This window comes from Arthrobacter sp. KUASC02, assembly GCF_059739395.1.
Genome location: NZ_AP046053.1, coordinates 4,203,202 through 4,227,717, shown reverse-complemented (window position 1 = coordinate 4,227,717; position 24,516 = coordinate 4,203,202). Strand labels below are relative to the sequence as shown.

At 66.3% G+C, this 24,516-nt stretch carries 24 protein-coding genes; 12 read left to right on the top strand and 12 right to left on the bottom strand.

Annotated elements, in window-relative coordinates; genetic code table 11:
* Positions 1-26: 26 nt before the first annotated feature.
* Positions 27-659, bottom strand: a complete 633-nt coding sequence (locus AC6JAC_RS19410) for a uracil-DNA glycosylase family protein (protein ID WP_028272255.1) — start codon at positions 657-659, stop codon at positions 27-29.
* A gap of 436 nt (positions 660-1,095) precedes the next feature.
* Here AC6JAC_RS19410 and AC6JAC_RS19405 point away from each other — a divergent pair, with 436 nt between their 5' ends.
* Positions 1,096-2,385 carry an adenylosuccinate synthase gene (locus AC6JAC_RS19405; protein ID WP_028272254.1) on the top strand — a complete coding sequence of 430 codons (1,290 nt, stop codon included), beginning with the start codon at positions 1,096-1,098 and terminating at the stop codon, positions 2,383-2,385.
* Between the two features lie 104 nt (positions 2,386-2,489).
* Here AC6JAC_RS19405 and AC6JAC_RS19400 read toward each other — a convergent pair whose 3' ends face one another.
* Positions 2,490-2,681, bottom strand: a complete 192-nt coding sequence (locus AC6JAC_RS19400; protein WP_028272253.1) for a hypothetical protein — start codon at positions 2,679-2,681, stop codon at positions 2,490-2,492.
* Positions 2,682-2,977: 296 nt separating this feature from the next.
* On the opposite strand from AC6JAC_RS19400, the gene AC6JAC_RS19395 reads away from it, so the two are divergent.
* Entirely contained in the window at positions 2,978-3,427 is a 450-nt protein-coding gene (locus AC6JAC_RS19395; RefSeq protein WP_497966171.1) for an Hpt domain-containing protein, read from the top strand.
* Between the two features lie 61 nt (positions 3,428-3,488).
* Here the strand turns inward: AC6JAC_RS19395 and AC6JAC_RS19390 are convergent, their stop codons facing one another.
* The 3 genes from AC6JAC_RS19390 to AC6JAC_RS19380 are packed head-to-tail and all read right to left on the bottom strand — an operon-like array spanning position 3,489 to position 6,948.
* The gene (locus AC6JAC_RS19390; protein WP_497966169.1) at positions 3,489-5,720 is read right to left on the bottom strand and encodes an ABC transporter permease; all 2,232 of its coding nucleotides are present in this window, start codon (positions 5,718-5,720) and stop codon (positions 3,489-3,491) included.
* A complete protein-coding gene (locus AC6JAC_RS19385) occupies positions 5,717-6,424 on the bottom strand; it encodes an ABC transporter ATP-binding protein (protein WP_497966167.1) in 708 nt (235 codons plus the stop codon). Before AC6JAC_RS19385 ends, AC6JAC_RS19390 begins: the two co-directional genes overlap by 4 nt.
* On the bottom strand, positions 6,421-6,948 hold the full coding sequence (locus AC6JAC_RS19380; RefSeq protein ID WP_497966165.1) for a PadR family transcriptional regulator: 528 nt from the start codon (positions 6,946-6,948) through the stop codon (positions 6,421-6,423). The genes AC6JAC_RS19385 and AC6JAC_RS19380 overlap by 4 nt, the downstream gene beginning before the upstream one ends.
* Before the next feature lie 465 nt (positions 6,949-7,413).
* On the opposite strand from AC6JAC_RS19380, the gene AC6JAC_RS19375 reads away from it, so the two are divergent.
* Positions 7,414-7,968 carry an RNA polymerase sigma factor gene (locus AC6JAC_RS19375; protein ID WP_497966163.1) on the top strand — a complete coding sequence of 185 codons (555 nt, stop codon included), beginning with the start codon at positions 7,414-7,416 and terminating at the stop codon, positions 7,966-7,968.
* Positions 7,965-8,804 carry a hypothetical protein gene (locus tag AC6JAC_RS19370; RefSeq protein WP_497966161.1) on the top strand — a complete coding sequence of 280 codons (840 nt, stop codon included), beginning with the start codon at positions 7,965-7,967 and terminating at the stop codon, positions 8,802-8,804. The genes AC6JAC_RS19375 and AC6JAC_RS19370 overlap by 4 nt, the downstream gene beginning before the upstream one ends.
* Positions 8,805-8,826: 22 nt before the next feature.
* On the opposite strand, the gene AC6JAC_RS19365 is transcribed toward AC6JAC_RS19370, so the two are convergent.
* Genes AC6JAC_RS19365 through acs form a run of 4 tightly spaced genes read right to left on the bottom strand, consistent with a single transcriptional unit; the run spans position 8,827 to position 13,997 of the window.
* On the bottom strand, positions 8,827-9,321 hold the full coding sequence (locus AC6JAC_RS19365; RefSeq protein ID WP_028272247.1) for a CoA-binding protein: 495 nt from the start codon (positions 9,319-9,321) through the stop codon (positions 8,827-8,829).
* On the bottom strand, positions 9,318-10,649 hold the full coding sequence (locus AC6JAC_RS19360) for an O-acetylhomoserine aminocarboxypropyltransferase/cysteine synthase family protein (protein ID WP_497966159.1): 1,332 nt from the start codon (positions 10,647-10,649) through the stop codon (positions 9,318-9,320). Before AC6JAC_RS19360 ends, AC6JAC_RS19365 begins: the two co-directional genes overlap by 4 nt.
* The gene (sfnG, locus tag AC6JAC_RS19355) at positions 10,649-11,854 is read right to left on the bottom strand and encodes a dimethylsulfone monooxygenase SfnG (RefSeq protein WP_497966157.1); all 1,206 of its coding nucleotides are present in this window, start codon (positions 11,852-11,854) and stop codon (positions 10,649-10,651) included. Before sfnG ends, AC6JAC_RS19360 begins: the two co-directional genes overlap by 1 nt.
* 10 nt (positions 11,855-11,864) lie before the next feature.
* Positions 11,865-13,997, bottom strand: coding sequence for an acetate--CoA ligase (gene acs, locus AC6JAC_RS19350; protein WP_497966155.1), 2,133 nt, complete (start codon positions 13,995-13,997; stop codon positions 11,865-11,867).
* Between the two features lie 305 nt (positions 13,998-14,302).
* Here acs and AC6JAC_RS19345 point away from each other — a divergent pair, with 305 nt between their 5' ends.
* Genes AC6JAC_RS19345 through AC6JAC_RS19320 form a run of 6 tightly spaced genes read left to right on the top strand, consistent with a single transcriptional unit; the run spans position 14,303 to position 17,110 of the window.
* Positions 14,303-14,728 carry a CoA-binding protein gene (locus AC6JAC_RS19345; RefSeq protein WP_497966153.1) on the top strand — a complete coding sequence of 142 codons (426 nt, stop codon included), beginning with the start codon at positions 14,303-14,305 and terminating at the stop codon, positions 14,726-14,728.
* 41 nt (positions 14,729-14,769) lie between these two features.
* Complete coding sequence (locus tag AC6JAC_RS19340; protein WP_497966151.1) at positions 14,770-15,180, top strand: MmcQ/YjbR family DNA-binding protein; 411 nt, start codon at positions 14,770-14,772, stop codon at positions 15,178-15,180.
* Complete coding sequence (locus AC6JAC_RS19335) at positions 15,177-15,773, top strand: DUF1990 domain-containing protein (RefSeq protein ID WP_497966149.1); 597 nt, start codon at positions 15,177-15,179, stop codon at positions 15,771-15,773. Before AC6JAC_RS19340 ends, AC6JAC_RS19335 begins: the two co-directional genes overlap by 4 nt.
* A gap of 14 nt (positions 15,774-15,787) precedes the next feature.
* Positions 15,788-16,438: a hypothetical protein gene (locus AC6JAC_RS19330; protein WP_497966147.1), complete on the top strand. Its 651-nt coding sequence runs from the start codon at positions 15,788-15,790 to the stop codon at positions 16,436-16,438.
* A 5-nt stretch (positions 16,439-16,443) separates the two neighbouring features.
* Positions 16,444-16,761, top strand: a complete 318-nt coding sequence (locus tag AC6JAC_RS19325; RefSeq protein ID WP_454697546.1) for a putative quinol monooxygenase — start codon at positions 16,444-16,446, stop codon at positions 16,759-16,761.
* 55 nt (positions 16,762-16,816) lie between these two features.
* The gene (locus tag AC6JAC_RS19320; RefSeq protein WP_028272239.1) at positions 16,817-17,110 is read left to right on the top strand and encodes a DUF503 domain-containing protein; all 294 of its coding nucleotides are present in this window, start codon (positions 16,817-16,819) and stop codon (positions 17,108-17,110) included.
* 97 nt (positions 17,111-17,207) lie between these two features.
* Here AC6JAC_RS19320 and purL read toward each other — a convergent pair whose 3' ends face one another.
* The 3 genes from purL to purS are packed head-to-tail and all read right to left on the bottom strand — an operon-like array spanning position 17,208 to position 20,561.
* Complete coding sequence (gene purL, locus AC6JAC_RS19315) at positions 17,208-19,526, bottom strand: phosphoribosylformylglycinamidine synthase subunit PurL (protein ID WP_497966144.1); 2,319 nt, start codon at positions 19,524-19,526, stop codon at positions 17,208-17,210.
* Positions 19,523-20,308: a phosphoribosylformylglycinamidine synthase subunit PurQ gene (gene purQ, locus AC6JAC_RS19310; protein ID WP_028272238.1), complete on the bottom strand. Its 786-nt coding sequence runs from the start codon at positions 20,306-20,308 to the stop codon at positions 19,523-19,525. Before purQ ends, purL begins: the two co-directional genes overlap by 4 nt.
* A gap of 1 nt (position 20,309) precedes the next feature.
* Positions 20,310-20,561 carry a phosphoribosylformylglycinamidine synthase subunit PurS gene (gene purS, locus AC6JAC_RS19305; protein ID WP_011690410.1) on the bottom strand — a complete coding sequence of 84 codons (252 nt, stop codon included), beginning with the start codon at positions 20,559-20,561 and terminating at the stop codon, positions 20,310-20,312.
* A 280-nt stretch (positions 20,562-20,841) separates the two neighbouring features.
* On the opposite strand from purS, the gene AC6JAC_RS19300 reads away from it, so the two are divergent.
* Complete coding sequence (locus AC6JAC_RS19300; protein ID WP_028272237.1) at positions 20,842-21,027, top strand: hypothetical protein; 186 nt, start codon at positions 20,842-20,844, stop codon at positions 21,025-21,027.
* A 287-nt stretch (positions 21,028-21,314) separates the two neighbouring features.
* Positions 21,315-24,452: a S8 family serine peptidase gene (locus AC6JAC_RS19295; RefSeq protein ID WP_028272236.1), complete on the top strand. Its 3,138-nt coding sequence runs from the start codon at positions 21,315-21,317 to the stop codon at positions 24,450-24,452.
* Positions 24,453-24,516 lie beyond the last annotated feature (64 nt).

The window sequence follows — 24,516 nt, the reverse complement described above, 5'->3', positions numbered from 1 at the left end:
CGCCGTCGTTGTTGGTCCAGGGGGTGCTAGTTCGCCTTGGTGAGGCCGGTGCGGGCCATGGCGTCAGCGTACGCAACGTGCATTTCGTCGAGGTACTGCTGCTGGCGGGCCTCGGTGCCGGCAAAGGCGCGGCCGCTGAGTGAACGGACCTTGTAGGTCTTCAGGCCGCGGCGCCAGAGCAGCGGCACTTCGGTCTTTAGGAGCAGCTGGGCCAGGCGGTTGGCCTCGGTGCCGTGCGCCACGATGACGGAGGCGCGGGGCACCAGTGCGAGGAACTTCAGCAGCGGCTTGAGGCCGGCCGAAATCTGGTCAGGCGTGAACTTGCCGTTGGGCTCGCCGGGAATGTGCCACGGGTGTACGTTCCAGGGCATGACGAATTCGGGGCGAAGGCCCAGCTTCCACTGCACGCCGAGCATGCGGGTGGCGGCTTCGCTGTCGCCGGCGGTGATGAAACCGGATTCATCGGCGGTGCCGATGTTGGAGTACAGGCTGATGATGCGGCACTCGTCGACGTCGTGCATCGGGTCCACGTACGGGACCACGGTGTCCGGCTTGAGGCTCTGGAAGGTGTCGCACAGCTCGTTGACAACTGCGACGTTGGGTTCGTAACGGCGGCTCAGAAGCTGCTCGCGGAAAGATTCAGTAGCCAGGGCTGTCATGTATTGCTGTGTCTCCTGCGGGATCGGTGACGCTGCCAGACCGGATTAAGGCATGCCAAGTACCGGGCACGCCATATACGGTGTGGTTTGAAAATGTGGTGAGTGGACCGATTCCTGATCGATCCTTACCAGTCTATCAAGCCCAGCGAAATGCCGGGCGGCGGCAGCGCCTGGGCACTTTGCCGCCCCCGATGCAGGCTCAAATCCCGGCCCCGGCGGGAAGCCGCTCCGCCAACAGGCGAAAGCGGTGCTTGTCACTCATATCGGCTAAACTTGGGTGGTAAGAGCCCCGGAACTCTTGCGTTGCGCGTGACGGTCAGCAGGCCGGAAAGGCGCGGCAGTGGAATTCGGGGCATTCTCATGAACGGCGCTGTCCCCTGGCGGTCACCTCGGTGAACCGGCTGCGGTGCGGCCCGAACGAATGGGGGAGGATCCCATGCCAGCAATCGTGATCGTCGGAGCCCAGTGGGGCGACGAAGGCAAAGGTAAAGCCACTGACCTGCTTGGCGGCCGCGTCGACTACGTGGTCAAGCCGAACGGCGGCAACAACGCCGGGCACACCGTCGTCGTAGGCGGTGAGAAGTATGAGCTCAAGCTCCTTCCTGCCGGCATCCTGAGCCCGAACGCGGTTCCGATCATCGGTAACGGCTGCGTGGTGAACCTCGAAGCCCTGTTCCAGGAAATTGACGGCCTGGAGGCCCGCGGCGCCGACACCTCCAAGCTCCGCGTCTCCGCCAACGCCCACCTCGTGGCCCCGTACCACCAGGTGCTGGACAAGGTCACCGAGCGGTTCCTGGGCAGCCGGGCCATCGGCACCACCGGCCGCGGCATCGGCCCGGCGTACATGGACAAAGTGGCCCGCCTGGGCATCCGCGTCCAGGACGTTTTTGACGAGTCCATCCTGCGCCAGAAGGTGGAAGGATCGCTCCGCCAGAAGAACGAACTCCTGGTCAAGGTCTACAACCGCCGCGACATCGAGGTCGAGGAGATCGTCAGCTACTTCCTCTCCTTCGCCGAACGCCTGCGCCCGCTGGTCATCGACAGCACCTTCGTCCTGAACAAGGCACTGGACGAGGGCAAGGTTGTGCTCATGGAGGGCGGCCAGGCCACGTTCCTGGACGTGGACCACGGCACCTACCCGTTCGTGACGTCCTCAAACCCGACCGCCGGCGGCGCGTCGGTGGGCTCGGGCATCGGCCCCACCCGGATCTCGCGCTCCATCGGCATCATCAAGGCGTACACCACGCGTGTGGGCGCCGGGCCGTTCCCCACGGAACTGTTCGACGAGATGGGTATGTACCTGCAGAAGACCGGCGGCGAGTTCGGCGTCAACACCGGCCGCCCCCGCCGCTGCGGCTGGTACGACGCCGTGCTGGCCCGCCACGCCTCGCGCGTGAACGGCTTCACCGACTACTTCGTCACCAAGCTGGATGTGCTGACCGGCATCGAACAGATCCCGGTCTGCGTGGCCTACGACGTGGACGGCGTGCGGCACGACGAAATGCCCATGACCCAGACCGAGTTCCACCACGCCAAGCCCATCTTCGAGTACTTCGAGGGCTGGACCGAGGACATCACCGGTGCGCGCACCCTGGAGGACCTCCCGGAGAACGCCAAGAACTACGTGCTGGCACTCGAGAAGCTGTCCGGCACGCGATTCTCGGCCATCGGCGTCGGCCCGGACCGCGACCAGACCATCGTGGTCAACGACTTGATCAACGACTAACGGCTCTGAACTGACGGGCACGTATGACGTTCGACGGCGGCGGGTCACCTTGAAGGTGGCCCGCCGCCGTCGTTAACCCGTCTGCCGGCAACCGTGGGTGCCGGCTAGGCGTCCGACTGCTTGTTGCGGATCTGAAGCAGGTGCTGCTGCAGTTTTGCTTCGGCATCCCGCCGCCGGCTGGCCTGCTCGCGCATGGCCCGCGTCGCGGCGGAACCCAGTGGATTTATCAAACCGGTCACATGTTTGGGGGTCGCTGCCGGACCGGCGGCAGGGACGGCCATCACTTCCTCGCTCATGCCGGTATCCTGACACCCGCGCCCGCCCCACGAAACCCCCGGCACGGGAGCGTTACAGGATCGGAACCTGCCCCCGGTCCGGACGAGCCGCGGCTACCCATGCCGCCTGCTGCGGGGTGATGCGTAGTGGTGCTCATGATGCAGGTGGTGGCGGGTGTGTTTCGGGTAGCGGCCACTCGTGACCGTCCCCGCCCTTCCTCCCTATCTTGGACTCACCGGCGCTGCGCTGGAAGTGGACTTCCACAGGCAAGTCGCCGGACCGCTAACGGGAGGGGATGGACGTTATGGGTCTCAGCGTGAAGTCAGGAAAGAACAAGACCGCTCCGGAACCAGGGCAATCTGACCGGGCCGCAACGCTGGAGCAGGGGCCGCGGCGGTACCGAGCCCGCATCAACAGGGCCCCGGTCCTGGACCCCATGCGCGTGCAGGAGCTTGCCGGGGACATCCATTCCCAAAGCCGGCTCCTTGAATTCCTTAACCTTTTCCTGGTCCTGCTGCCCTCCAGGGTGAACAATGTGGCAGGTGCCTTGGCCAGCGGAGACCCTCAGGCTGCGAGCGCGGCCGCCCAGAGCCTTGCATCGTCCGCCGCGATGGCCGGAGCAGCCCGGCTGGAACTCGTTGCCCTGCTCGTCGACAGCGATCTCCGCATCGGCCGGATGGACCGGGCCCGCGAGACCGGCCGGCGCCTCGGACCGGACGCCGCCGAGCTGGCATCAGCCCTGTCCCGGCTGCTGACAGGCCGCTGACAGGCCCTCAGGCAGCAATCCGGAGCTGCCCGGAATGCTGGTGCTGCCCGCGCTGCGGACCCTATTCAAAGCGTGTGGCCGTCACCGCTGTGTTGCCGCGGATGAGGCTGAATGTCGCGATGACCGCTCCGAGGGCCAGGACCAGGCTGAGGCCCAAGGCCAGGAAATACTCGGGCGCAGGCCACGTCACCCGGTACGTGTCGTCAATGAAGGCCACCATGAGCCAGGCCACGAGGAACCCCAGGCCGACCGAGAGAAGCACCACGGTCAGGAGCGGGACGGCCGCCTCACGCGTGATGACCCGGCGCAGGACCGAGACGGGCATCCCCATCAGCCGCATCAGGCCGAGAACTCTCTTCCGGTCCAGGATGGCGGAGGCGGTGGCGACGGCCAGGGACAGTCCGGCTATGGCGATTGCGACAAACATGCCGAGGTAGGCGAGCACCGCCAGGCCCTGGACCAGGCGCGTGGAGGACTGCAGTTGGAGGTCCAGCCGGGCAGTGGCCGGGATGGCCGTGACGCCTGACCCGTTCAATGCCGTGCGGCCGCGGTCCATGGCTTCGGGGGTCCCGTCGGTGCCGAGCACAATCACCACCGGCACCATTCCGTCCAGGGTGGCGGCCGGCGCCGGGGTCAGCGCCAGTGGCTGCGTCGTCCAGTACTGGAGGAACGAGGAATCGACTGCGACGGTTTCTGTTGCCGGGATGTCCTCGAACCCGAGACCGGGAGCGTCCGCGGCGCGAAGGTAGATTTCCGGGCCGGCATCCCGTTCGGAGAGGGCTGCCGGGCCGTAGCCGATGGTGGCGTTCCGGATTCCCGGCAGTTCCCTGGCTGCGCGGACGGCGTCCGCGACCTGGCCAGGAGTGTGTCCGGCGGCCACGGTCGCGTGGAGGCTGGTGGGCTGGAGGAGGCCGGGCCGGGCAGGAGGCGCCTCCGTTGACTCGACGATGCTGGATCCTCCGGCGAACACGGACACGACGAACACGGCGATCACTAGCCCGGATACGGAACGGAAAGTCGCCACCGGGGTCTTTTGGATCCGGCTGGCGGCAATGACTCCCGCCGCGCTCCGTGCCCGGCGCAGCCCCAGCCGGCTCACCAGCCGGGTAAGCCACGGGCCGATGACCACGATGCCGACGAGGACCAGCACGAAGCCGCCGATAAGGAGCGGGGACTCCAACCACGGCAGCCGCACCGCCATGACCCGGATCATCAGTACAGCCGTGATCATGGCGGCCAGGCTGGCCAGCAGGGGAACGCTCCGCCACCTGGTGGGGGTCTTTTCGTGCACCGCCCTCGTCACGCCCAAGGGGCCGATGCCTGCATGGGCAGTGCGGTGCGCGGCGACGAGCGCCGAGGCGGTGACCACCACGGCGACGACGGCTGCGGTCACCGCCCAGCCGGGGGTCAGGTCCGCGGCGAACATCCTGCTGCCGTTGACCGGTATCTGTGCGGCAGCTGGCCGCAGGACGGCGGCCAGCACGACGCCGAGGACTGCCCCGATCAGGCTGGGGACAGCGGTTTCGACGGCGGCGATCCCGGAGATTGCCTGCGGGGAAGCGCCAATGAGTCGCAGGGTCGCGAAGCGTTCCCGGCGCTGGGCAGCACCCAGGCCGGTGACAATGCTGATCAGGAGCAGAACGGGGAAGAACACCGCGATGGCCCCGATGGATAGCACGGTGTTGTAAGCGGCGGCGCTGCCACCGTAGGGGTTGGTCGTGAAGTCTGACACCAGGAAGGCCCTGCCGTTCTGGCGGAGGTGGGCTTCCCCTGTTCCCGTGACGATGACCAGGGAATCAGGTCCCGGCAAGGCAGCATCATCGATCGTGCCGGCGAACGTCCCGAAACGGTCGCCAAGCTCGTCCCGGGGAGTTGACTCGATCAGACCCTGCAGCGCCGGGGATGCAAAATAGCTCCCCGGCTCCGGAGGGCTGCCGATGCCGGGGATCTTGACGGTGGTCGCTTCGAGGCCCGCGACGTCGCGGCGGTTGATTAGCCGGTCGCGGAAGACCTCCACCGGGTTCGCCTCCATGAGCACCGTGTCCGCGGTCAGCGGCACCGGCGTCGCGGGCGCCGAAGCGGTCGGATCGTCTGTCAGGGGAGCGGCCACGGAAGGCAGGCCGGTTTCGCGCAGCCAGGCGCCGCGGTCATCACGTGCGCTCAGCCCGTTGGCGCCGCCCCACAGCAACAACAGCAGGCAGACTCCGACGGCGACCCCTCCGGCGATTCCGGCGACCCTGCCGTAGGCGGACCGGCTGCCGACGACTGCCAGTTTGAGCAACCCGGGATTCACGCCGTCACCCGGTATCCCGCACCGATACCGCCGTCCCGCACGATGACCTCCCGGTCAGCGTAGGCGGCGGTACGGGCATCGTGGGTGATCATCACCACGGTGGTGCCCGCTTCGCGGACAAGCTCGAGCATAAGAGTCAGCACGTTTTCGGAAGCGAGGGAATCCAGCGAACCCGTGGGCTCATCCGCGAACAACACGGCAGGGGATGTCACCAGGGCGCGGGCAACGGCGACGCGCTGGGCCTGGCCTCCGGACAGTTCGCCGGGCAGCCTGGCGGCCATCCCGTCCAGGCCGAGGCGCTCCAGCAGTTCCGTGGACCGGCGCAGCGCCTCCGGCCGCCGGGTCCCGGCCAGCAGGAGCGGGAGGCTGACGTTGTCCGCCGCCGTGAGCTCCGGCAGCAGCTGGCCGAACTGAAACACGAACCCGAAATCGGTCAGCCGCAGCCGGGTCCGTTTCGGCTCCCCGAGGGCGCTGGTCTCCATCGGTGACCGACCGGCGGGGCGGTAGGTCACCGAACCGCCGTCGGGGACCAGGACACCGGCCAGGCAGTGCAGCAGCGTGGATTTGCCGGACCCTGAGGGGCCCATGACGGCGAGCACTTCGCCGCGCTGGACGTCGAGGTCGATTCCGCGCAGGGCCCTGGTCTGCCCGAAGGAGTGGTGGAGGCCGCGGGCACTGAGAATAGGTGACGGGGTGCCAGTCATGCGCTCTGGAGCTCCTTCTTGAGTTGGGCCAGGCGGGCGCCCGTAAGGTCGATCCAGCGCAGATCGGCTTCGATGTGGAACAGGCCGTGGTCGCACATCAGGACCTGAAGCAGGTCCGCGTCCTTTTTCAGGCGGGTCAGCTCACGCATACGGGCCATGTGTTCGCTGCGCTGCACATCGAGCAGCCGGTCGGCGTCGTCGTCGAGCAGTAAGGCGATCACGGTCTTGGCAAACAGGTTGCTTTGGAGGGACTCCGAGGGAACGTCGGGCGTGAACAGCCACTCGTGCACCTTGACCTGGCCGGCGGCAGTGATTTCGTACTTCTTCCGGTCCGGTCCGGCGCCAGTCTCCCCGCCCAAGGCGTTGATCAGTTCGTCGCGAACCATGCGGGCGAGGGTGGAATACACCTGCCCAAAGGCCAGGGCCTTCCCGGTTCCGAAGTAGCGGTCGTAGGAATGCTTGAGGTCGTAGCCGTAGCTGGGCTGGCGGCTGAGGAGGCCCAGCAGCGTGAGGGAGTTGTTCACACGTCCATCTATACACTGAGTGCATACCTGAATGCCAGCATGCGATGAGGCGGTTCCGGCCGTGTCGCAGGCAGGCTGTTCCGCCCCTGATCCGGCGCCGGAACGGGGCCCGGACGGGGGCTGAAAACTTTTTTGAAAGTTTTTTGGATTCCGCGTAACCCTGGACCGTGCCGTGACGATTACCACTATGAAAGCGCCGGGTTCGAAGTTGTCCCCCATCAGGTTCGAACCTGGCGCTTGACTGCAAAAAGAGAGCCGGGCCGGAACTGTCCCCCATCATGTTTCCGGCCTGGCTCTTTTTTGTCCGGGGCCGGTTCAGCAGGGCGCCTGCCCAGGAGTGCGCGGTCTTTGTGGGCTTTCCCCTTCTTTACCCGGGGTAAAGTTGTTGAGCGGGTTCAACCCACAGCCGCCACATGATGGCCATACAATGATGTAGCCATCTCCCTTGAACGAAAGCCCACGTCCGTGACCGAAGCACTGACCGACGATGCCTTGCGGGCCCTCAAGGGCCGAGATGGCGAGTTGTTCAACCTGGTCTACCGGAGCTATGCGTCGCAGGTACTGGGATACCTGACCGCACGTGGCGTCGAGGATCCGGAGGCCACCATGCAGGATGTCTTCCTGGCTGTCCTGCCCCGGATAGACACCATTAGCGGCGGCGCCAGCGGGCTGAGGACCTTCCTGTTCTCGGTGGCCCATGCCCGGATGGTCGACGATCACCGAAGGCAAAGCCGGACACCGCCGAAACAACCGTTCGAACCGGAATTTGACCGGCGGGAAGCCACCTCGGCTGAAGCCGCGGCAATGCTGCTGGTAGCGCCGGGAGAAGTGCTTGAGCTGCTTGGGGTCCTGGGGGAGGACCAAAAAGAGGTGCTGACCCTGCGGATCATTGCTGATCTTACGGTGGAGCAAGTGGCCGAAATCATGGGGAAGAGTGCCGGAGCCGTCAAACAGCTTCAGCGACGTGCTTTGGACAGACTCCGTGAACATTCGGCCGTAAAGGACTATGTAGCGCCATGACAACCAGGGATGACTTTTCTGGTGGGACCGTTGACCGGCTTCTCCTCGACGCCGGCCACACGGACGTGCCCGAACTCAGGGCCGCCCTCCTGTCCATAGCTTCGCTGGCACAGATGCCGGTTCCCGCTCCCGGGGCCGAACTTGCTGCCATGCTGGCCGGTCCGCGGGATGAACTGACCCGGAAGCGTTGGCTGCGCCAGCACCGCCCCACGGTCGTGGGCCTTGCCGTTCTTGCCGGCATGGGTCTCGGAGTGACCGGTGTGGCCGCCACCAGCCAGGTATCGGAAGACGGCTCCGGCCTCTGGTCCGTCCAGCAGCTGACGACGGACTGGGCCCCGGACTGGACGCTTCCCCTCGCCCCGGCCGCTACTGGCCAGGACGGACCGGCGGGGTGGGTTTCTCCGCTCTTCCTGCAGCTTGACCACGAGGGTCCTTCAGCCGTAGACGGGCCGGCCGAACCGCCGGCAGCCCCGGCGGCCCAGGAGCACGCCAAAGGACAATCGGCAGCAACGCCGCCCGATACCCGCGAGCTTCCGCCTGTGAAGGGTTCGGATTGGGCTCCCGGCGCGGCTTCCGGCCATGGCAAAGCAGGGCAGCCGGATGCCGACAGCCCACGCGCAGGCAAGAGTGATGCTTCAGCGGACGAACAGTCCGGTCAGGGCTCCCTGCAGGAGGGTGGCATGCTCTCGGAACAAGCCGCTCCGGCTCCGGAGGAAGGCAGTGAGGTTCGCGGCGAGTCCGGCCGGAAGAAGGAAAAGTCCAGCACGGGCCTGCTCGACTCCGCGCTGGACTCTTCCCTGGATCCGATCAGCCGCTGGCTCGGCAAGCTGCGGTAGACGCCAGGCGGCGGGGGCCGCTTTAGGCCAGTACCTGCCGCTTGGAGGAAATAACGCCTGTGTCGAAGCCTGCCAGGTGGAGCCCGCCGTGGAAGCGTGCGTGCTCGATCTTGACGCACCGGTCCATCACGACGTCGAGCCCGGCGGCTTCGGCTTCCTTGGCCACGTCCTCGTGCCACGAGCCCAGCTGCAGCCAGAGTGTCTTGGCGCCCGCGGCGACGGCCTCGTCCAGGACGCCCGGGAGGTCGTCGTGCTTGCGGAACACATCCACGATGTCCGGGCTCTCGGGAAGGTCGGCCAGGGAGGCGTAGGTAGGCTGGCCAAGGATCTCCTTAACAACGGGGTTCACGAAGTACACCTTGTACCGCGTGGAGGACTGCAGGTACGTGGCCACGAAGTAGCTGGCCCGCGACGGCTTGTCAGAGGCGCCCACAATGGCAATGGACTTTGCCTGCCGGAGCAGGTTCAGCCGTTCCGGGGCGGTAGGGCCTTCCCAGGTCCTGGATTCTGCGCTCATGCGATTGCTCCGATCGTGCAGGTTTCGACAGGCTCAACCACCGAGGAGGACGCCGCCTCCAGCGCCTGGTCCAGGTCCCACAGGATGTCGTCGATGTCTTCCAGGCCCACGGAGATGCGGACCAGGTCTTCGGGGACGCCGGCGGATTCGAGCTGAGCGGGGCTCAGCTGCTGGTGGGTGGTGGAACCCGGGTGGATCACGAGGGTCCGCGAGTCGCCCACGTTGGCCAGGTGCGAGGCCAGCTGCAGGGACTCGATGAACTTCTGGCCCGCAGTCCGTCCGCCCTTCACGCCGAAGGAGAATACCGAGCCGGGCCCCAGCGGCAGGTACTTCCGTGCCCGCTCAAAGTGCGGGTGCGAGGGCAGTCCGGAGAAGTTCACGTAGGCCACCCGCTCGTCGGCCTCAAGCCATTCGGCCACGGCCTGGGCGTTCTTCAGGTGCTCGTCCAGGCGCTGGGGGAGGGTTTCCACGCCCTGCAGCAGCTGGAAGGCGGACTGCGGTGACAGGGCCGGACCGATGTCGCGCAGCTGCTCGCAGCGGAGCTTGGTCAGGAAGCCGTACTCGCCGAAGTTGCCCCACCAGGAGACGTTGCCGTAGGAGGCCACGGGCTCGGTCATGGTGGGGAACTTGCCGTTGCCCCAGTTGAAGCGGCCGCTTTCGACGATCACGCCGCCCAGCGTGGTGCCGTGTCCGCCCAGGAATTTGGTGGCGGAGTGGATCACGATGTCCGCCCCGTGTTCGATCGGCCGCACGAGGTACGGCGTGCTCAAGGTGGCGTCGACCACGAGGGGGATGCCGGCGTCGTGCGCCACCTTTGCCAGCCCGTCAAGGTCCTGGACTTCCGAGGACGGGTTGGCCACCACCTCGACGAAGATCGCCTTGGTGTTCTCCCGGACCGCGGCGGCGTAGTCCGCCGGATCCGTGCCCGGGACGAACGTGGTGTCCACCCCGAAACGGCGGAGGGTCACATCGAGCTGGGTGACGGTGCCGCCGTACAGCTGGGAGGCCGCCACGATGTGGTCGCCGGCCTGGGTCAGTGCGGCGAAGGTGATGAATTCCGCGGCCATGCCGGACGACGTCGCAACAGCGCCGATGCCGCCCTCCAGGGAAGCGATGCGCTCTTCGAACGCGGCCACCGTGGGGTTGCCGATGCGGGAGTAGATGTTGCCGTACTTCTGCAGCGCGAAGAGGTTGGCGGCGTCCTGGGTGTCCTTGAACACGAAGGAGGTGGTCTGGTAGATCGGCACTGCCCGGGCGCCGTGCTCGGCGTCAGGGGTGCCGCCGGCGTGCAGCGCGCGGGTGCGGAAACCAAACTTGCGGTCAGCCATTACGCGGCCACCCCCACGGAAGCAACGGGGGTCTGGGAAAGGTCCAGTTCGGTGCCGTGCTTACAAGCAAGGTCCGCCTCGAGTTCGCGGACGATCGGCAGGATGTCCTGGCCGAAAGCGGCCACTTCCTCCTGGAAGTGCAGGTAGCCGGTGAGGAACAGGTTCACGCCGATCTTCTTGTACTCCACGATCCGTTCGGCGATCTGCTCGGGGGTGCCGATCAGCTGGGTCTTGAAGCCGTCGTTGTACTGGACCAGGTCCTCGAAGCTTGAGTCGGCCCACATGCCCTTGCCGTCCTTGGTGGACGCGCCGGCTTCCTGGACGGCGTCGCGGAAGCCCTGGACTGCGGGCTTGTGCGCCTTTTCCACGATTTCGCGGAGGGTGTCGCGGGCTTCCTTCTCGGAGTCGCGGGCGATGACGAAGCCGTTGAGGCCAAACCGCGGAGAGGGCAAAGCGGCTGGCAGACCGCCCTCGGTGCCGCGCCGGGTCTCACCGGAAGCAGCAACCACGCCCGCAATGTTCTCCTTGAAGCCCTCCAGGTCCTTGCCGTTGGAGAAGTACCAGTCGGCCACGCGGCCGGCCGTGGCCTGGGCCGCCGTGGAGTTGCCGCCGAAGAAGATCTCCGGGTGGGCCCGGCCCGGAACGTCCACCGGCGCCGGGTTCAGGGTGAAGTCGGTGATGTTGTAGTACTTGCCGGACTGGCTGTATTCCTGCTCGGTCCAGAGGCCGCGGAGCACCTTGATGAATTCCTCGGTGCGGACGTAGCGTTCGTCGTGTTCGAGCCATTCGAGGCCGAAGTTGGTGAACTCGTTCTTGAGCCAGCCGGAGACGATGTTGACGGCGGCGCGGCCGTTGGAGATGTGGTCCGCGGTGATGATGTATTTGGCGAGCACACCGGGGTGCCACATGCCGGGGTGGACGGCCGAGATGACCTTGAGCCGCTCTGTCGCCGCCAGCAGCGCCAGGCTGAAGGACGTGGCTTCGTGCTGCTTGTCCGCACCGTAGGAGGCGGCATACCGGGTCTGCGTCAGGGCGTACTCGAAACCGGAGTTTTCGGCGATCCGTGCAAGCTTCTTGTTGTAGTCGAAGTCCCAGCCGGTGCGCTGTTCGATCGTGGAGACCACCAGGCCGCCGGAGACGTTCGGCACCCAGTAGGCGAACTTGAGCGGCTCGGAAAGACGGGCAACGTTGCTGATGTCGTTCATGATGTGTCCTTTACTTCTGTCCGTTGAGGGGAGATGCCGGGACGGTGGCGGCGTAGCCGGCCAGGGCATCCTGGATGCCGGCGATTGCCGGCTCGTTCTGGAGTGAGGTGGTGTCGCCGAGGGCGGTTCCCTCGAAAAGCTGGGTGAGCAGCCGGCGCATGATCTTGCCGCTGCGGGTCTTGGGCACGTCCGGAACCACGACGACGTCGCGCGGCTTGGCGATGGGCCCGATCTCTTTCGCGACGTGGTTGCGGAGGTCGTTGGCCACCTCTGTTGGAACCCCGCCCTTCAGCACCACGAACGCGACGATCGCGTGGCCGGTCTTGGGGTCTGCCACCGGACAGACGCCCGCTTCCACGACGGCCGGGTGGGAGACGAGCGCGGACTCGATTTCGATCGTGGACAGCAGGTGGCCGGAGACGTTGAGGGTGTCATCCACCCGCCCCAGGATCCAGATGTCGCCGTCGTCGTCGTATTTGGCCCCGTCTCCGGCGAGGAACCAGCCCTGCGCGGCGTACTTGCGCCAGTACGAATCGAAGTAGCGCTGCGGGTTGCCCCACACGGTGCGGGCAATGGCCGGGCCGGGGGAATCCACCACAATGAAGCCCTGGACGCCGGGCGGCACGGTGTTGCCGGCGTCGTCCACGATCCGGGTGCTGACGCCGGGCAGCGGACGGGCGGCGCAGCCGGGTTTGAACTCGGTGTCCGTCGGGGCGGGGGAGAGGATGGTGGCGCCGGTTTCGGACTGCCACCAGGTGTCCACCACGGGGGCGGTGCCGGCGCCGACGTTCCGGCGGAGCCAGCGCCAGGCCTCGGGGTTCACGGCTTCGCCCACGGTGCCCAGCATCCGGATGGAGGAGAGGTCGTAGCTGTCCGGCACGCCGTCCGGGAACCAGCCCATGAGCGAGCGGACCAGGGTGGGCGCGGTGTAGTACTGGGTCACGCCGTAGCGCTCGATGATCTCGAAGTGCCGGCCCGGGTGCGGAGTGTTCGGGGTGCCTTCGAAGATCACCTGGGTGACGCCGTTGGAGAGCGGGCCGTAGATCTCGTAGGTGTGGGCCGTGACCCAGGCGAGGTCGGCGGTGCACCAGTGCACGTCCCGGTCCCGGAGCGCCGGGTCCGGGTTGCTGAACAGGTGCTCGAAACTCCAGGACGCCTGCGTCAGGTAGCCGCCGGAGGTGTGCACCAGGCCCTTGGGCTTACCGGTGGTCCCGGAGGTGTACATGATGAAGAGGGGCGTCTCGGCGTCGAACGCTTCGGGTTCGTGGTTGTCGGAGGCCTGCCCGACGGCGTCGTGCCACCACACGTCGCGGCCGGCGGTCATGGGGACGGTTGCGAGCTGTTCGGCAGGGGTGGTGCGGTTGACCACCAGGACGTGCTCGATTGCGTTGTCCCCGGCCACAGCGGCGTCCGCGTTGTCCTTGACCGGCACGGACACGCCGCGGCGGAACTGGCCGTCCGTGGTCACCAGCAGCTTGGCCCCCGTGTCCTCGACGCGGAACTTCAACGCCTCGGCGGAGAAGCCGCCGAACACCAGGGAATGGATGGCGCCGATGCGTGCCACGGCGAGGGTGATGATGACTGTTTCGGGGATGACCGGAAGGTAGATGACCACGCGGTCGCCCTGGGCGATGCCCAGTGCCAGGAGCGCGTTGGCAGCCTTGGCCACTTCGCGCTGCAGTTCGGCGTAGGTAATGGCCCTGCGGTCGCCGGGCTCGCCCTCGAAGTGCAGCGCCACCTTGTCGCCGCGGCCTGCCGCAACATGGCGGTCCACGCAGTTGTAGGAGACGTTGAGTTTGCCGCCTTCAAACCAGGTGATGTCCGGGCCGGTGCCGGCGTCCAGGTCTGCCGGCACGCGCCGGTGGGCTGTGTGCCAGGGCTCAGCCCAGTCGAGGCGGAGGGCCTGTTCTTCCCAGAATTCAACCTGGGTGGTACTGCGGTGACGCGCCGGTCCGTCAATGGGGACGCCGTGCACTGCGCCGTCCGTGGGCTCGGTCAGGGACCATCCCGAAGAGCCGCGAGAGGAGCCGGGCGCGTCACGCAGCCCTGCTTCGTTCGCCGTCGCGTCCGAAGTGGATTGTGGGGTTGCCTCGGACGGAATCCGGGCAAGGGTGGGCAGGGCGGAAGAAATCTCTGGGGTCATTGCAGCACTCCATCGGTCCTGGCAGTAGCACCCGTAGTTCCCTTGGTTCCCTCGATCTTCATCGAAAGAGAATGGAACAGTTCCGTGGGAATGGTCGTCTCACGTCACCGGGGGTTGCTGCGGCTTCATCGATCCAGGTCTCTCGGCCGCTCGGGATGGTCATTACCTACTAGAGCCGAGATGCACGATTTCACAAAATCCGGGGCTTTCGGGCTGTAATATTCGTTCATCGCCCGGGCATGCCGGTTCCATTCATTCATATATTCGGGGATTGGCCGGAATCGCCGCAGGAGTAAGGTTGATACATGGCCCACGTTAACGATCCGGCAGTCATTGAGCGACTCATGCGAACCAAAGGCACCTGGGCGGTGGTGGGCCTCACCACCAACGAATGGCGCTCGGCGTATGACGTTTCCCTCTACATCCGTGACCGGATGGGCATGGAAATCATCCCGGTCAACCTTCCCGGCGACGACGTCCACGGCGAGAAGGGGTACCGATCGCTGGCGGACATCCCCGCGGAAAAGCATCCGATCGACGTCGTGGACTGCTTTGTGAACTCCCACAGGGTGGGGGCCGTCATCGACCAGGCCATTGCCGTGGGTGCCAAGGCGGTGTGGCTGCAGCTCGGCGTCTTCGACGACGCCGCCGTGGAGCGGGCGAAGGAAGCCGGGCTGGACGTGGTGGTCAACGAGTGTCCCGCCCGCGAAGGCTGGCGCGTGGGCATCTGATGCCCTGTCTGATCCACCAGGAGTCCGGATAGGCTCGTGCCATGGACGTTGCCACCCTCCGCGCGATCTGCCTGGGCTTTCCGGGCACTTTTGAAGACTTCCCGTTCGGGCCTGAAACATCAGTCTTCAAGGTGAGGGCGGCGGTGCCGGGCGGGGCGCGGCACGAGGCCAAGATGTTCGCGGCGTCCGCCATGGACCCGGCGGACTGGACCGTGAGCCTTAAATGCGAGCCTGCGCTGGCCGAACAGCTGCGGGCGATCCACCCTGAGATCACCGGTGCCTGGCACATGAACAAAACCCACTGGAACGGGGTCAGGCTGGACGGATCACTGCCGGACGACATGATCCGGGACATGGTGGAGGACTCGTACGACCTGGTGGTGGCCACGCTGAGCAGGAAGCAGCGCGAGCAGCTTGGATGGGCAGGGCTCGCCCGGGGTGACAGCGCATGAGGCGTGGCCGCGGGGAGGGCCGAACCGGCAGCCTCCGCCTGGGTCGCGGCGCCCGCCGTTTTGCCCGGGGCGGCCTGGATTACCCCGGCATCGGGTCCACCGAACATGGCCGGCCGCCGGACGGCATGCCCTGTGTGGTCACGCAGGCCTACCTCGGCGAAGGGCCGGCGCTTTACCGGAGGGTGGCCCAGGGCATCCTGGCCTGGCAGCTGCAGAAACGGTCCGGGCTGCGCGTCCGCACTGATTCCGACACCGTGAGGCCCGGCGCTCGCGTGGTGAGCGGATTCGGCGTCGGGCCTTTCCGGATCAACGCTCCCTGCGAGGTGGTGTGGGTCCGGCGCCCGGTGCCCGGCGGCGGTCCGCAAAGCGCCGGTTTCGGCTACGGAACGCTGCCCGGCCACCCGGTGCAAGGCGAGGAAGCATTTGAAGTGGAGCTGGACGGCCAGGGCCGGGTGTTCCTGAAGATCACAGCGTTCAGCCGGCCGTCGAACTGGTTTTTCGCTGCCGGCAGCGCCGTCACGGCCCGTGCACAAAGGCATGTCACTTCCCGATACATTGGGAGTGCACACGAACTGGCCGCAGGTGAAAGCTGAGCAGGAGCAGGTGGATGCTGGAACAGAAAACCCTTGACCAACTGTGGAATTTTGATGACCCCGCCGGATCGGAAGTCCGCTTCCGGACGGCCGCTGCAGACGAACAGTACGACGCCGACGAACAGGCGGAACTCGCCACCCAGGTGGGGCGGGCGATCGGCCTGCAGGGCCGCTACGAGGAAGCCGATGCGCTCCTGGATGCGATCGACGCCGACGAGCCCACCGTGGCCGTGCGGGTGCTGCTGGAGCGCGGCCGGCTGCTGAACTCCAGCGGCCATGCCGCAATGGCCGTTCCGCTGTTTGAACAGGCCGCAGAACTCGCGGACCATCTCAGCGAGGAATTCCTGGCCGTTGACGCGCTGCACATGCTGGCCATCGCCGACCCTGCGCATGCCGAGTCCTGGACCCGCAGCGCCCTCGAGTACGCCTCAACGGTTCACGAACCGCGGACCAAGCGCTGGATGGTCTCGCTGCACAACAACCTCGGCTGGACGCTGCACCAGGCCGGGCGCTTTACCGAAGCGTTGGTGGAGTTCCAGCTGGCCGAGCAATGGGCGGAACGCATCGGCACTCCCCAGCAGCAGAAATGGGCCCGTGAGGCGATCGAGGAGTGCGAGCACTCCCTTGCCGGCGGCCTGACAGCAGAAACACAACGAAAGGCATAACCCCCGTGATCTTTATTGTCGTCAAGTTCAAGGTCAAGCCCGACTGGTCGGAGAAGTGGCTGGGCCTGGTGGAGGACTTCACCCAGGCGTCGCGGCAGGAGCCGGGAAACCTGTGGTTCGACTGGTCCCGCAGCGTGGATGACCCCGACGAGTTCGTCCTCGTGGAAGCCTTCAAGGACGACGCCGCGGGCGACCACGTCAACAGCGCACACTTCCAGAAGGCCATGGCGGACATGCCGCAGGCCCTCGCGGAAACGCCCCGGATCATCAGCCGCCAGCTCGACGGCGACGGCTGGGACCGGATGGGCGAACTCACCATCTGACGTCATCGTTTGCGAGGCGAGGATGCCGGTGGGGGGCAATGGATAGGCTTATGGCATGTGGATCGGATGGATCGAATTCGACATTCTCCTGGGCGACGTTCACAGCCTCAAAGAGAAGCGTTCCGTGGTGCGTCCCCTGCTGGCGGAGCTGAAGCGGCGCTTCGAGGTTTCCGTTGCCGAGGTGGGTGACCACGAACAGTACCGGCGGACACAGCTGGGAGCGGGCCTGGTGGCAGCAGACCGCGCGCACCTCGTGGAGGTGCTTACCGCCGTCGAACGCTTCGTGGCCTTCCGCCCGGAACTCGAGCTCCTCAGCGCCCGCCAGCGGGAGCTCCGCAGCGACGACTGACCAGCCCTTAAGCGCGAACGGACACTTGAGGCCCTGGAACAAGGGGCCTCAAGTGTCCGTTCGCGCTTAGCCGTTCGCGCTTGGTGGTGCAGCGGGATTAGTCGAAGTACTTCGGCAGCGTGGCCTCGTGGGCTTCGCGGAGGGCGGCGAGGGACAGGGTGTCCACGCCGTTGATCTCCAGCTGACCGCTGGCTGCGTCCACCACGCCGATGCGGGTGTGGGCGAAGCCGCGGGCGGTGCACATGTCCGTGAAGCGGACTTCCTCGGAACGCGGCACACCAACAACCGCGCGGCCCTGCGTCTCGGAGAACAGCGCCGTGAACAGGTCCACGCCGTCGCGGTCCATGACGTCCTGCAGTGCAATCCGCGCACCCACGCCGTAGCGCAGCGAGGACTCCACCAGGGCTGCCGCGAGGCCGCCTTCGGAGAGGTCGTGGGCGGAGTCCACCATGCCGTCACGGGAGGCGTTGATCAGGATTTCACCCAGCGCGCGTTCGGCGGCGAGGTCAACCTTGGGCGGCAGGCCGCCGAGGTGGCCGCGCATGTTCGCCCATTCGGATCCGTCCAGTTCTGCCGCGGTGGTACCCAGCAGGTAGATGGCCTGGCCGTCCTCGCGCCAGCCCGACGGCGTGCGGCGGGCGACGTCGTCGAGCTTGCCCAGCACTGCCACCACGGGGGAGGGGTGGATCGGCGTGGTGCCGGTCTGGTTGTACAGCGAGACGTTGCCGCCGGTGACCGGAATGCCCAGCACCATGCAGGCGTCGGACAGGCCGCGGATGGCCTCGGCGAGCTGCCACATGACATCCGGATCCTCGGGGGAGCCGAAGTTCAGGCAGTCGCTGACGGCCATCGGAACGGCGCCGGAGGTGGCGACGTTGCGGTAGGCCTCAGCCAGGGCGAGCTGTGCGCCATGGTACGGATCAAGGTAGGTGTAGCGGCCGTTGGCGTCGGTGGCCAGGGCCACGCCCAGTCCGGTTTCCTCGTCCACGCGGACCACCCCGGCGTCGTCCGGGAACGCCAGCGCGGTGTTGCCGCCGACGTAGCGGTCGTACTGGTTGGTGATCCAGTCCTTGCTGCACATGTTCGGCGAGGCAATGAGCTCGGTCACGGCAGCGGCCAGTTCCGCGGAGGCGGCGGGCCGGCCGGCGTCCTGGACCGATCCGGTGAAGGAGTCGGCCTGGACGGAGTCCTGCCATTCAGGGCGTGCGTACGGACGGTCGTATACCGGGCCGTCGTGGGCAACGGTGCGCGGGTCGACGTCGACAATGACTTCGCCTTCCCACGTGATGATCAGGCGGCCGGTGTCGGTCACCTCGCCCAGCCAGGAGTACTCCACGGCCCACTTGTCCATGACCGCTTCGAAGGCGGCGATGTTCTCGGGGGTCACCACGGCCATCATGCGTTCCTGCGACTCGGACATCAGGATCTCGCCCGGGGTCAGCGTGGGGTCGCGGAGCAGCACCGAGGTCAGCTCGACCTGCATGCCGCCGTCGCCGTTGGAGGCGAGCTCGGACGTGGCGCAGGAGATGCCGGCGGCGCCGAGGTCCTGGATGCCCTCAACGAGGGAACCCTTGAACAGCTCCAGGCAGCACTCGATCAGGACCTTCTCCGCGAAGGGGTCGCCCACCTGGACGGCCGGGCGCTTGGAGGGCTTGGTGTCATCGAAGGACTCCGAGGCCAGCACCGAAGCGCCGCCAATGCCGTCGCCGCCGGTGCGGGCACCGAACAGCACCACCTTGTTGCCCTTGCCGGAGGCGTTGGCGAGGCGGATGTCCTCGTGGCGCATAACGCCGACGGCCAGCGCGTTGACCAGCGGGTTGCCCTGGTACACGGAATCGAAGACCATTTCGCCGCCGATGTTCGGCAGGCCCAGGGAGTTGCCGTAGCCGCCGATACCGGCGACGGCACCGTGCATCACGCGGGCGGTGTCCGGGTGGTCGATGGCGCCGAAGCGCAGCGGATCCATCACGGCCACCGGGCGGGCGCCCATGGAGATGATGTCGCGGACGATGCCGCCGATGCCGGTGGCGGCACCCTGGTAGGGCTCCACGAACGACGGCGAGTTGTGGGACTCGATCTTGAACGTCACGGCCCAGCCGTCGCCCAGGTTGGTGACGCCGGCGTTTTCGCCGATGCCCACCAGCATGTCCTTCTTCATCTCGTCGGTCACCTTTTCGCCGAACTGGCGCAGGTGGTTCTTCGAGGACTTGTAGGAGCAGTGCTCGCTCCACATCACGGAGTACATGGCGAGCTCGGCGCCGGTGGGGCGGCGGCCCAGTACCTTGACAACCTCGTCGAACTCGTTCTGCTTCAGGCCCAGCTCGGCCCAGGGGAGTTCGGTGTCCGGGGTCTTGGCAGCGTTCTCGACCGTGTCGATGTTGAACTTCCTGCCAACGGTTTCAGCTGAGGTACTCACTTGGCGCCTCCCACAATCTTGTTCAATACGGAGGTGAAGAATCCGAGGCCGTCGGTGTCGGAACCGCCGACCCCGTCGAGGGATGAGGGGCCGAAACCGGCCTCCACGGCGTGCTCCGGGTGCGGCATAAGGCCCACCACGTTGCCCGCGGCGTTGGAGATGCCCGCGATGTCGCGGCGTGAGCCGTTCGGGTTGAAGCCCACGTAGCGGAACACCACGCGGCCTTCGGCCTCCAGGGCATCCAGGACCTTCTCGTCCGCGATGTACTGGCCGTCCTGGTTCTTCAGGGGAACGGTGATTTCCTGGCCGGCCTCGTAGTCGAGCGTCCACGCAGTGTTGCTGTTTTCAACCCGCAGGACCTGGTCACGGCACATGAACTTCAGGTGGTCGTTCTTGATCATGGAACCGGGCAGCAGGTGCGATTCGGTCAGGATCTGGAAGCCGTTGCAGATGCCCAGCACGGGCAGCTTGGCGTCGGAGTTGGCCGCGTCGATGATCTTGGACATCAGCGGCGCAAAGCGGGCAATGGCGCCGGCGCGGAGGTAGTCTCCGTAGGAGAATCCACCGGGAATCACGACGGCGTCGACGTCGCCCAGCGCGCTGTCCGCGTGCCAGAGCGGCACTGCGGTGCCGCCGGCCAGCCGGACTGCACGGGCGGCGTCGCGGTCATCCAGGGTGCCGGGGAAGGTGACGACGCCGATCTTCGCACCGGTGAGCTTGCGAACACCGGAATCGTGCGCGGCGACGGCGATTGCCTCGCCGATCAGGGGGAGTTCAGTCATCTCAGGCCTCGACGACCTCGACGTTGACGACATCCTCGATGACGGGGTTCGACAGCAGGGTTTCTGCGGCGTTCCGGGCCTGGGCCAGGATTTCCTCGGTCACCTCGCCGTCGACAGTGAGTTCAAAGCGCTTGCCCTGGCGGACAGAGCTAAAGGCAGTGAAGCCCAGCCGCGGGAGTGCACCCACGATGGCCTTCCCCTGCGGGTCCAGAATCTCGGGCTTGGGCATGACGTCGACGACGATCCGGGGCATCCGGTAACTCCTGTGCGTGAGCGTTGGGTAAGGGCGCAGCGGAGTGATGCCGTCTCACGCCGGTCTGCTGCTGTATTCACAGCCACTGCGGACTCCAAACATAAGACCAGCGGCATCAGAACAGCGGGGAACGAGCGCTCCGCGAGCTTGCCTGCCCATTCTACCGGGCGCAATGCGTCAAGCCGCATTCGGCCGTGGACTGTGAAATGGGGCACTCGCCGGAGTGTGAAGAACGACGCCGGCTCTGGTGGTGCGCTGATGCGCTCAGTAGGATTGCGGCATGGCTCAGAAACCCAGATCCGTCCTTCTTCCGGTCATGGCCGCGGCAGTGTTCGCAGGCCTGGGCCGAATGGTCATCCAGAAGATCAAGGCCGATCGCGCGGCCCGCGAAACAAACGTCGCCGGCCCCATCGACGAGAAGACACGCGAGTGGATCAGTGAGGTTGTCAGGACTCCGCGCCAGTAAGGCCCGCTTCCCGAAGTCTTGAACTGAACTTCTGAACTGAATATTTGACGTGAACTGAGGGCGGTTTCCATCGCGGAAACCGCCCTCAGCCATGCCCGGGGCAAGCCTCGAGATGACAAAAGCAAAACGATACTTGTGTCCTATGTCATATCCGGCTCTCACTCTGTACTGTTTGACTCGGCTGGTCTCGCCGGATGACAGGAACTGTCGATCCGGCTGCCATTTCCCAGCTGACCGAGTCCGGCCGCACCGCCGGACCCGTACCTCATGAAAGGTTTCAGTCGCTCGTGAAATCACACAGAATAAGCCTTGTCCGGGGCGGGGGACTCCGGAAGGCTGCAGCGTTGGCTGTTGGCCTCCCGCTGCTGCTCTCCTCCGTTGCAGTGGGTCCCGCTACCGCGGCGCCCGCCGAACCCAGCGGGGTTGAACAGGCAAAAAACGTCAACCCGACAGATTACAAGGACGGCCGCTACATCGTCGTCCTGGCTGAGAAAGCCGCGGCCGCCTACGAGGGCGGAACGGACGGCATCGCGGCAACTAAACCGCAACAGGGCCGCAAGCTGGATGCCGGGAGCCAGAACTACAAAGCGTACGACGCACACCTCCGCAAGGCCCAGCGTGACGTCGCGTCCAAGCAGGGCGTCACCCCGTCCAAGCAGTTCACTGGCGCGCTCAACGGCTTCGTCGCTGAGCTCACTGCGCTGCAGGCAACCGAACTTGCCAAGGACGCCAATGTGCTCCTGGTGGCTCCGGATGTGGAGAACGCCCCGGACTACACCACCACTGACTTCCTGAAGCTCACGGGCAGCGAGGGCGCCTGGGCGAAGCAGTTCGGCGGCGAAGCCGGTGCCGGCAAGGGCGTGGTGGTCGGCGTGATCGACTCCGGCTACGCCCCGGATAATCCTTTCCTGCAGGGGGATGCGGTGCAGCCGCTCAAGGGCAAGGCCGAGGTGGGCGTCCCCTATCTCACGGCGAATGGCACGATCGCCATGCTCAAGTCGGACGGCACCACCTTTGAAGGCGAATGCCAGAAGGGCATCGAATCGGGGGCCTCGTTTGACGGCACGCTCTGCAACTCCAAGGTGGTCGGCGCACGCTACTTCGCCGACTCCTTCCGTCAGTACGTGACGCCCGAACACCGGGCCCCGGAGGAACTGATCTCCCCGGTGGACGTTGGCAGCCACGGCACGCATACGGCCACCACCGCTGCCGGCAACGCCAACGTGGAACAGGTCATCGACGGCGCCAGCTTCGGCAAGAGCTCCGGCGTTGCCCCGGCCGCGAAAGTCTCCGTCTACAAGGTCTGCTGGGAAGACGATAATCCCGCAACGGGCGGCTGCTACTCGTCCGCCTCGGTCGAAGCTGTTGACGCGGCCATCAAGGACGGGGTGGACGTCCTGAACTACTCCATCTCCGGAAACACCAACAGCACTTCGGATCCCGTTGCGCTGGCCTTCCTGAACGCAGCCGCCGCCGGTGTATTCGTTTCGGCCTCGGCCGGCAACTCCGGCCCCACCGTTTCCACCGTGAACCACGCCTCGCCGTGGCTGACCACCGTCGCAGCCTCCACCTTCCCCAGCGACCTGCTGGGCACGGTCAAGGTATCCGACGGCAGCATGTACCGCGGTGCGTCCATCATGAAGACCGAAGTCAAGGACGCCGGCGTGGTGGTTGCCGCCGACGCTGCGGCACCGGATGCGCCAACGGCCGCGAACCTGTGCGGCCCGGGAACCCTGGACGCCGCCAAGGTCAGCGGCAAGGTCGTCGTCTGTGACCGCGGCGTCGTGGACCGCACGGCCAAGAGCCTCGAGATCCAGGCAAAGGGCGGCGTGGGCATGATCCTGGTCAACCTGTCCTCCAGCTCCGAGGATGCAGACAACCACGTCCTGCCCACCGTCCACGTCAACGCCCCCAAGAGCCTGGAACTCAAATCCAAGCTTGCCGCCAATCCGGCCCTGACGGTGAGCCTCCTCAAAGGTGACCTCACCGGCCAGCCGCTCTCCCCGGCGCCCCAGGTGGCAGGATTCTCCTCCCGGGGACCCAGCCTGGCCTCCGGCGGCGACCTCCTGAAGCCGGACATTTCGGCTCCCGGCGTGAACGTCCTCGCGGGCGTTTCCACTATCGGCAACAACGGCGCGCAGTTCGGCTTTATGTCCGGCACCTCCATGGCTGCCCCGCACATCGCCGGCTTCGGAGCCCTGGTGCTCAGCAAGCAGCCCAAATGGTCGCCTGCCACGGTCAAGTCCGCGATGATGACCACCGCCTACCCGCTGGTCAACGCCGACGGCACTCCCAACCGGAACCCGTTCGAAGGCGGCGCCGGACATATTGACGCCACCCGCGTCCTGGACCCGGGACTCGTGTACAACTCGGACATCAAGCAGTGGCTGGCCTTCCTGAACGGCCAGGGCGTGGCGACCGGTGCACCCCAGGCCGGCACCATTGCCGCGCGCGACCTCAACCTGCCCTCCATTGCACTGGGCAGCCTCGTGGGCGAGATCCAGGTCAAGCGCCAGATCACAGCTCTGGTGCCGGGAACCTACCGGCCCGTGGTAGACATGCCCGGCGTCAGCGTCCACGTGGAGCCGCAGATGCTGAACTTCGCCAAGGCAGGGCAGACCCGCGAGGTCACCCTCACCATCAAGAACGTCAGCGCGCCGGTGGGCAAGTTCACCACGGGCACCCTGACGTGGAAGGGCCCGCGCACGGTCAGCTCGCCTATTGCCGTCCGTCCGGTGGACGCGCAGATCGCACCGTCATTCGCGTTCAGCTCGGCCACCGGCACCGGCAGCGGAACCTTGGACCTGGTTTCCGGCTCGGACGCCCCCATCGCGGTGGGAGTCGAAGGGCTTGCGCCCCTGGCCGAGACGGCCATCACCAAGACGCCCGGCGCCTACGCGGCCAAGAATGACGAGCACAACGCACTCGTCAAGGTGGACGTTCCCGCCGGCGCCACCTTCGCCCGGCTGGGCATCCAGGCCGGAACGGACGACGTCGACTGGGATATGGTGGTCTACGCGCCCAACGGGAGCGGCGGCCTTGTAGCAACCCAGGTCGCAACGGCGTCCGCCAGCGAGTTCCTGGATCTTGAATCGCCGCGTGCAGGCACCTACTACATCGTGGCGAACCTCTACTCCACCCCGGACAACGGACCCGCTTCCGCGGTCGTCCAGGCGGTTTCGTTCCCCGGAAAGCCGGAGACGAAGCTCGCTGTCAACCCGAATCCAATCGTTGCCCCCAACGGCACGGCCACCACGGCGACAGCCAGTTGGACCGGCCTGGAATCGGGATCCTACCTGGGACGCCTGAGCCTGGGCGGAAACGGGATCAAGACGTGGGTCAACGTCAAGGTGGGTGCCGCAGCGGTGTCCAACCCTGCCGGAGCTCCGGCGATCACTGCCGCTGACGCCGTTCCGGGGTCCTAATCCCGAACACCTACTGTAAGCAGCAGTAAGGAACGTCCCGGCAGCCGCGAGGCTCCCGGGACGT